The sequence below is a fragment of the Bacillus cereus group sp. BfR-BA-01441 genome, assembly GCF_022663075.1.
Taxonomy (GTDB): Bacteria; Bacillota; Bacilli; order Bacillales; family Bacillaceae_G; genus Bacillus_A; species Bacillus_A cereus.
Genome location: NZ_JAKUEU010000350.1, coordinates 1 through 256, shown reverse-complemented (window position 1 = coordinate 256; position 256 = coordinate 1). Strand labels below are relative to the sequence as shown.

The window sequence follows — 256 nt, the reverse complement described above, 5'->3', positions numbered from 1 at the left end:
CGAGCCACTTTCGCTTTTTGATGGAATCTAGCTACAGTGGCTAGAATCTGTTGGCCATTTCACTCCCTCGGACGAAGCAAAAAGCGCTTCTCTGTCGGGAGTTCCAATGTCCAAAGATTCTGAGCGAGCCACTTTCGCTTTTTATTAACATTTGTTACAATAGTAAAAATAGAGGAGGGACGTTATATGCCAAAGGGTACAGGTAAGGTTATTGCACAGAATAAAAAAGCATTTCATGATTATTTCATCGAAGAAA

The 256-nt window shown here is 40.6% G+C and carries 1 pseudogene; it reads left to right on the top strand.

The annotated features are described in order from the left end of the window. Positions 1-186 precede the first annotated feature (186 nt). Positions 187-256, top strand: a pseudogene (locus tag MR107_RS30815) (SsrA-binding protein); the annotation flags it as partial.